The sequence below is a fragment of the Streptomyces sp. NPDC006458 genome, assembly GCF_040612135.1.
Classification (GTDB): Bacteria; Actinomycetota; Actinomycetes; order Streptomycetales; family Streptomycetaceae; genus Streptomyces.
This window is the reverse complement of sequence record NZ_JBEXPR010000051.1, coordinates 24,167-31,219: the sequence shown is the minus strand read 5'-3', so window position 1 is coordinate 31,219 and position 7,053 is coordinate 24,167. Positions and strand designations below refer to the sequence as shown.

The 7,053-nt window shown below is 68.7% G+C and carries 4 protein-coding genes and 1 pseudogene; 3 read left to right on the top strand and 2 right to left on the bottom strand.

Translation table 11 applies throughout. The annotated features are described in order from the left end of the window. Positions 1 to 449 precede the first annotated feature (449 nt). Positions 450 to 1,796 carry an NADP-specific glutamate dehydrogenase gene (gene gdhA / locus ABZZ79_RS37715; protein WP_356696854.1) on the top strand — a complete coding sequence of 449 codons (1,347 nt, stop codon included), beginning with the start codon at positions 450 to 452 and terminating at the stop codon, positions 1,794 to 1,796. Here gdhA and ABZZ79_RS37710 read toward each other — a convergent pair. Then, positions 1,789 to 1,977 (bottom strand): hypothetical protein, encoded by a 189-nt coding sequence (locus ABZZ79_RS37710; RefSeq protein WP_356696860.1) that lies wholly within the window; start codon positions 1,975 to 1,977, stop codon positions 1,789 to 1,791. The genes gdhA and ABZZ79_RS37710 overlap by 8 nt on opposite strands. A gap of 14 nt (positions 1,978 to 1,991) precedes the next feature. Next, positions 1,992 to 2,159 (bottom strand): annotated as a pseudogene (locus ABZZ79_RS37705) (IS5/IS1182 family transposase); the annotation flags it as partial. Between the two features lie 421 nt (positions 2,160 to 2,580). Between ABZZ79_RS37705 and ABZZ79_RS37700 the strand changes: the two are divergent. Next, complete coding sequence (locus tag ABZZ79_RS37700; protein ID WP_356696852.1) at positions 2,581 to 2,925, top strand: CU044_2847 family protein; 345 nt, start codon at positions 2,581 to 2,583, stop codon at positions 2,923 to 2,925. Further along, the gene (locus ABZZ79_RS37695) at positions 2,901 to 6,866 is read left to right on the top strand and encodes a trypsin-like peptidase domain-containing protein (protein WP_356696850.1); all 3,966 of its coding nucleotides are present in this window, start codon (positions 2,901 to 2,903) and stop codon (positions 6,864 to 6,866) included. Before ABZZ79_RS37700 ends, ABZZ79_RS37695 begins: the two co-directional genes overlap by 25 nt. Positions 6,867 to 7,053 lie beyond the last annotated feature (187 nt).

Here is a 7,053-nt window from a genome sequence, read left to right as displayed (position 1 = left end):
CTCGACCTGCTGCGCATGGCCCAGAGGGAGGGGCACGGCGGGACGCGGATGTTCTCGGTGAAGGCCGCCGACGGCATGCTGCCGCCCCAGGAGCCCGGTGGTCTCGTGAGGTTCGTCGCCCACAGCCTGCGTGCGCGGTTGTCGTCGCTGTAGGACGTCTGGTGGCACACACGCGCGGCGAGCGGATCGCGCGGATGCCGTCGTGGCAGACGATCGTCTGCGGGGCCGCGAGGATGCGGCTTCCACGTCGTGGGCCCGCCGGATTCGACAGAGTGGCACCGATGGCGGCCGACCGACGGATCATCGCGTTGAGAGGATGACGCAGGCCTCTGCGTAATCCCGAGGGCGGACTCCACGGGCCGCGGGCCGGGACGGCCGCCTCGCGCGAGGCGGCCCGGCAGGACAGGGGCGACAGAACGCCCGAGGACAGGGAAGGACAGGACGCAGTGATGAACCTCAGCGCACACATCGAGGCCGTCTACACGGAGGTCTGCCGACGCAACCCTGGGGAGGCGGAGTTCCACCAGGCGGCGGCCGAAGTGCTGGACTCCCTCAAGCCCGCGCTCGACCGGCACCCCGAGTACGCCGAGACCGGCATCCTGGAAAGACTGTGTGAGCCCGAGCGGCAGCTGATCTTCCGGGTTCCCTGGGTCGACGACCAGGGAGCGGTGCGTGTCAACCGGGGCTTCCGGGTGGAGTTCAACAGCGCCCTCGGCCCGTTCAAGGGAGGTCTGCGGTTCCACCCGAGCGTCAACCTCGGCATCGTGAAGTTCCTCGGTTTCGAGCAGATCTTCAAGAACGCGCTGACCGGGATGGCGATCGGCGGCGGCAAGGGCGGCGCTGACTTCGACCCCAAAGGTCGATCGGACGGCGAGATCATGCGGTTCTGTCAGTCCTTCATGACCGAGCTCCACCGGCATCTGGGTGAGCACACGGACGTGCCCGCCGGGGATATCGGCGTGGGCGGGCGGGAGATCGGCTACCTCTTCGGCCAGTACAAGCGGATCACCAACCGCTACGAGTCCGGCGTGCTCACCGGCAAACCGGTGGGCTGGGGCGGCTCCCACGCCCGAACCGAGGCCACCGGCTACGGCACGGTGTACTTCGCCCAGGAGATGCTCGCCACCCGCGGCGAAGGCTTCGACGGCCGCCCCGTGGTGGTGTCGGGCTCCGGGAACGTCGCCGTCTACGCGGTGGAGAAGGTGCACGCCCTCGGCGGCCGCGTAGTGGCCTGCAGCGACTCCTCCGGGTACCTGGTCGACGAGGACGGCATCGACCTGGAACTGCTGAAGAACGTCAAGGAAGTGCGCCGAGCCCGCCTCTCTGCGTACGCGGAAGCGAAGCCGACCGCGCGCTTCTCGGCCCGCGGCACGGTGTTCGACGTCCCGTGCGACATCGCCCTGCCGTGCGCGACCCAGAACGAACTGCGGCACGAAGACGCCGTGGCCCTGGTCAAGAACGGGACCGTCGCGGTGGCCGAGGGCGCGAACATGCCCTGTACGCCCGAGGCGGTGGAGGTGTTCCGGGAGGCCGGTGTCCTCTTCGGCCCCGGCAAGGCCGCCAACGCGGGCGGGGTGGCCACCTCGGCGCTGGAGATGCAGCAGAACGCGTCCCGTGACAGCTGGACCTTCGAGCAGACCGAGACCCGCCTCGCCGCGGTCATGCGAGGCGTCCACGCGCAGTGCCGTGCCACTGCCGAGGCCTACGGCGGCAGCCCCGACGACTACGTGCTCGGCGCCAACGTCGCGGGCTTCCTCAGGGTTGCCCAGGCCATGACGGCGCAGGGCATCATCTGAGGACGCTGGGGCCGTCGGCGGGCAGGGTCATCCAAAGGCGCTGAGCGCGGGGCGACAGCGCCTGCTCCCTCCGGATGACATTGCCCTCACGGCCGTGCGGCGTGCCCCGGCTCTCGGCGAGCCGGGCGACAAGCCGCAGCCGACGGCCGCCCTCGTCGAAGGAGTTCGGCGCGCAGAACACGGTGCAGCTTTCGAATACGCGGCGACCAGCAGTACCCGGTCCTCCAGCGGCAGGCTCCACGGCCGGTCCTCGCGGACCAGATCCCCGCCCCCGCGCCGTAGCTCGGTGAACAGCTTGCCGAACTGACGCGGGCTCAGCCCGGTGAACGGGGCTGTCCAGGACAACTCGGACGCCGTGATCACACCAGCCGCAGCGAGATCGTCTCAGTCTCGTCGCAGTCCGCAAGAGTTGCTCGTGCTCACTGTGCGTCGTCGTCTCCCGGGCCCGCATCCCGCTCTCCATCGGCCCCGGCTGAAGCCCCGGCCGACCAGAACGCCGAGGCCGAATAGGCGCGGCGCGCCGGCTTCCGCCCGAACTGGCGCATCACCGACCTGATCCGGCACACCGAACCCCGCTCAGCACCCGACCCCCGGGATCATCCGCCCGACGACGGCCTGGACTTCATGCTCTTCCCGCAGACCATGACGGACGGCGGTGACAAGCTCTGTGCGGCAGACGTCTGGAGGGTTCTGTCCATCCTCAAGTGGCTGCATTTCGGCCTGAGTTGCCGCTACGCTTTGTATCCGTAGCACTACCCGACGAACGCCGGTTGTGGAGGAGCGCGTGCGGGACGGACAGCGTGACGAGGGCTCGGACCGTCTCGTCCTCCTCGACGTGGACGGGCAGAAGGTCTACATGGCCGTGAGGGAGCTCGATGGCGGCCATGGCGGTGAGCGGGAGATCTCGGGCCGTGCCCGTCGGCGCCTGGACGAGGCCCTGGAGGGGCTGACGAGCACCGCCAGGGCCGTGGTGACGCAGCTGCGGCAGAGCGAAGCAACGCGTGTGCGGGTGCAGTTCGGCTGTGAGTTCGCCCTCGAATCGGGATCCGTCGTCGCCGTGGTCGGCAAGGCGCGGACCTCTTCGGCCTTCACGGTGGAGCTCGAATGGGAGCAGCCTTCGACCCCGTGATCCCGGCAGCTCTCAGCGGTTGGGAGGGACTCCTCAAGGCGGCGACCGTACGGCTCGAACCGCCCTCCGGTGATGTCGGCACTGGATTCGTCATCGCCGACGACCTGGTGGTGACCTGCGCACATGTCGTCGCCGAAGACGAGGGCTCGTTGCCGAAGAGGTTGCGCGGCCGTGCGGTCGCCTTGGGCCGGGACCTGGCCCTGGAGCCCGTGGGCGGCTCATTCGTCCGGGATCGCGACAGTGGCCTCGACCTCGTCCTGCTGCGCATCGTCGACAGATTCCGCACCTCGTCCGAGCCGATCGCGCCGGTTCTCACCTCGGATGTGGTGCGGATCGGCGACGATCTGTGGACGTACGGCCATCCGGTCGGCGGCTTCCAGTCCGGGCAGTCCGCCACCCTGCGCTATGAAGGCACTTCTCTGCGCAGCGACCGCCCCGGAGCGCCCGGGTTGCATCGCGTGGCGGGACGCGTGGGAGAGGGCTGCAGCGGAAGCGCTGTCGTCAACATCCGGACCGGCGCGGTGTGCGGCATGCTGACCACCTCCGACCTGAATACCAGCGCGCATCTGGTGCCCGTGGAGGAAATCCTCGCACGCTGCCCCGCGGGGGCGGCCCGGGCGGCTCTGGACGGGCCATGGCCCCGGAGGCTGGACCGCAGTCAGCTGGAGGCGGGGGGCTGGCGGCGTGCGACCCCCCTGCTGCTGGAGTACCTGGACGGTGCCGTGACGGCGGCGGACGGATCTCACCCGTATCCGGTGATCGAGGGCAAGGCTCCGAAGACACTTTCCATCGTGTACGTCAGCCGGTACGTCGGTGAGGACGCGTCCCGGTCGGACGAAAGCACCGAGGATCCGGTCCCCGACCGGCCGGACAGCGACCGCATCCCCGCCTCGGAACTGTTCAAGCTCGACCAGGATGTCCTGCTGGTCGGCGCGCCCGGTGCCGGTAAGTCGAGTCTCCTGCGGCATGCCGTCACCGAGCTGGCCGGTTACTGGGGACCCAGGAAGTGGCACCATCTGGTTCCCGTTCGGGTGGACGCCCGTGATTTCGTCGACAAGCAGCCGCTGGCTGTGCTCGCCGACGTGGTGGACCGCGAGGTGACCCCGTCCTCGGCGGAGGGCTGGCCTGCCGGCTGGTTTGACCGGCCCCCGGTGCCGGCGGCGCGCTGGCTGGTCCTCGTGGACGGACTCGACGAGGTCGGAAGTCCGGAAGCGCGCAAGATGGTTCTCCGCAAGATCACCGACCTGCGTGCCAAGGAGACGGTCGGCGACAACTACCGCTTCGTGGTGACGACCCGCCCCCTGCCGGCCAGCGAGCTTCCCCCTCGACTGCCCCGGTTCGAGTTGCTGCCGCTCAACCCCCGAGAGCTGACCGAATTCGCCGAACGCTGGTTCACGGCCCGGGAACTGGATGATCCCAAGGATGCCGCGGCACAATTCATGGAGCGGCTCGAAGCCTCCGGGATGACGGATCCCGCCAGGACTCCGCTGATGGCCTCCATGCTGTGCCAACTGTTCGTGACAGACCAGAACAGACCGCTGCCGCGCGGCCGCAGCGCCGTGTACCGGGAGTTCGTCGACGCACTCTACGAGGGACGATGGATTCGGAGCGGTTCCCCGCGCCCGCAGCTCCTTGAAATGACAGAACGGTACGGTGACGAGGGTAAAGCAGCGCTCAACAAGCTGCACAAGATGCTGCCCGGCTTGATCGAGCGCCTCGCGTACGAACGCCACGGGGGTACCCAAGAGTCGGTCCTGGAACTCTTGACCAAATGGTGGACCACCTCTCAAGGCGCCATGAAGGGCAGACGCTGGCGCGAACTGTCTGCGGACGCCCTTCCCGAACTCCTGCGTGACAGCGGGCTGCTGCTGCAGCGGCGCGACGACTTTGTCTTCGTCCACCAGACGTTTGCCGAGTTCCTCACCGCTGAACGGATCGCCGGTGACTCCAGGCTCAGCAGTACGGAGTTCCGTCGGCTCTTCGGCCGCGACCCGCGATGGCCCGCCTGGGTGCCGGTCTTTGCCCGCGCCTCCGACCCGGCGGCGACCTCGGTGGCCCGCTTCCTGGTCGACGCCTGGGGGCACAATGAACAACGGCGCAATGAACAGCGCGGACTCCAGTCCGCGCTGCGCCGACTCGCGGGACGTGAGGGCGGGGCGTCGTTCATCGCCACTCTCGTCGCCGACGGCTCGCAGGTCGACGAAGACGCACGGGCGACAGCCTCCACGGTGCTGCACGGCGCCGCCGAGTCCGGGGACCAAGCGGCCGCGGTGGCCCTGACCCGGATGGGGGACCGACGCGGCGCCGACATCCTCTTCGAGACGTCATCCCGGCCGGGCAACGCAAGCGTCGATACCCGGCTGAACGCGGCCCGTGCCCTTGCCGACCTCAACGATCCCCGTGGCATCAGGGCGTTGCGCACCATGGCGGCGGATCCTGCTGACCGCGGCCGAATCCCGGCGGCCGAGGAACTGGTGCGCCGAGGACACCCCTACGGCACCAGTGTCCTGCGCCAGATCGCGACGGACCCCGGCGCCGAGCAGCGAGACTGGCTCGAAGCCGCCAGGGTCATGGTCGGTCTGCAGCTCCCCGAGGGCACGCAAGCTCTCGTGGCGCGCATGACTGACACGAGCGCTTCCAGTTCGGCACGGCTCGCAGCCGCGGCGGAACTGGACGTACAGCATGCCGAAATGATCGCGGACACACTCGCCGATCTGGTCCGTGACGACCTGCCCCCGGATGACCGCACCAGGGCGTTCACGCTGCTGCAGACCATCTCCTACAGCACACCGCGTGCCGCCGCCGTGCTGGCCGAACTTGCCGAAGACCGCTGGTTGCCGACCGAACTGCGGATTACGGCAGCACGGGCCATCCAGGATGCCGAGCGGCGTGAACAGACCATGATGGCCGTGGCAGAGGACCCGGAAACGAGCGCAACGCAGAAGCTGCGGGCGCTGCAGCACGTGAGCACCTTGGACGAGCGGCACGTCAGGGGCATCCTGCTTCCCATCGTGGCAGACGACTCTGTGCCCCTGACCGACCGTCGGGCAGCCGTCGATCGGCTGCCGCCGTCGCCCCAGCCCGCAAGGGAGATCCAGGCGGCCCTGACGGCCGTGCTGAGGCACCCCGCGCTGCCGCACCATACACGCCTCACACTGCTGCGACATGTGACCAACTGGTGGGCTCCCGCACAGTCGGGCACACGGACTGAGCCGCAGGGGGCATCACTGTGGTGGTGCGACACAACCAGCGCCCTGATCCTCGACACAGTCCGGAGTGACAAGCAGCGACGGCTGCTCATCGACGAGATGCGCCGGGCGGGAGCACGAGCCTCTCTGACCGACCTGGCCGCCTCCACAGCTCTGCCCGGCACGCTGCGACTCTTTGCCGCGCGTCTGGCGATGGAGATCTCCATCGATCAAGGCGTCCCGGAGGACATACGTCTGGGACTGGTGCGGGACGCGAGCCTCAGAGCGGGGCACCGCCTCATGGCTCTCGCCGAGGTGGCGTGGGACGTCACCGCCGTCGTCGTCAAGAATGTCGGCGACTTCGCTGAGGCCGTCGCCGACGTCATCGGAGCAGCGGCGACATGGGTGTCGTCCGCGCTCCTCAAGCTTCCCTTCGCCGCCGTTCTCGCGGTGCTGCCCTTCCTCGTCGCGATTGCGGCCAACTCGTTCGGGACGGCCTGCGTCGCCCCGAACCCGCCCGAGGACTGGAAGCTGCGGGTGTACGCTGCGGTGATCGTCGTGGTGACGGCAACGCTCTACCACGGAGCGTGCGAGGTCTGCGGGACGGGACGACAGGGGCGCCGAATCCTTGGATGGGGGCTGTTCGCAGGGGCAGCCTTCGGTCTGATGCGCCTCCCGGAAGCGTCAGCCCTCAACGATATGGGGGCATACCTGGTAGCTGTGATCCCCTGGGACGGAGCGCGGCAGATCTGAGAAGCTGTTGTCGTACCGATCATGGTGGACATCGGTTCCAGTGTGGCGCCTCTGTCGGGTGATCTCTCGCTTGTGCGCCGCATGAAGGCAGGGCCTCCGGTTCAACTCATGGTTGTCGAAGCCAGAGCGCACCAGGAGACCCTGTTGTTGCAGTCTTACGCTCTCGTGTGGGTGGAGTCCAACTGGG

What these genes read in the sequence shown, in the direction of transcription:
- gdhA (WP_356696854.1), top strand. Translation starts at nt 450, where the DNA reads ATGAACCTCAGCGCACACATCGAGGCCGTCTACACGGAGGTCTGCCGA.
- ABZZ79_RS37695 (WP_356696850.1), top strand. Translation starts at nt 2,901, where the DNA reads ATGGGAGCAGCCTTCGACCCCGTGATCCCGGCAGCTCTCAGCGGTTGG.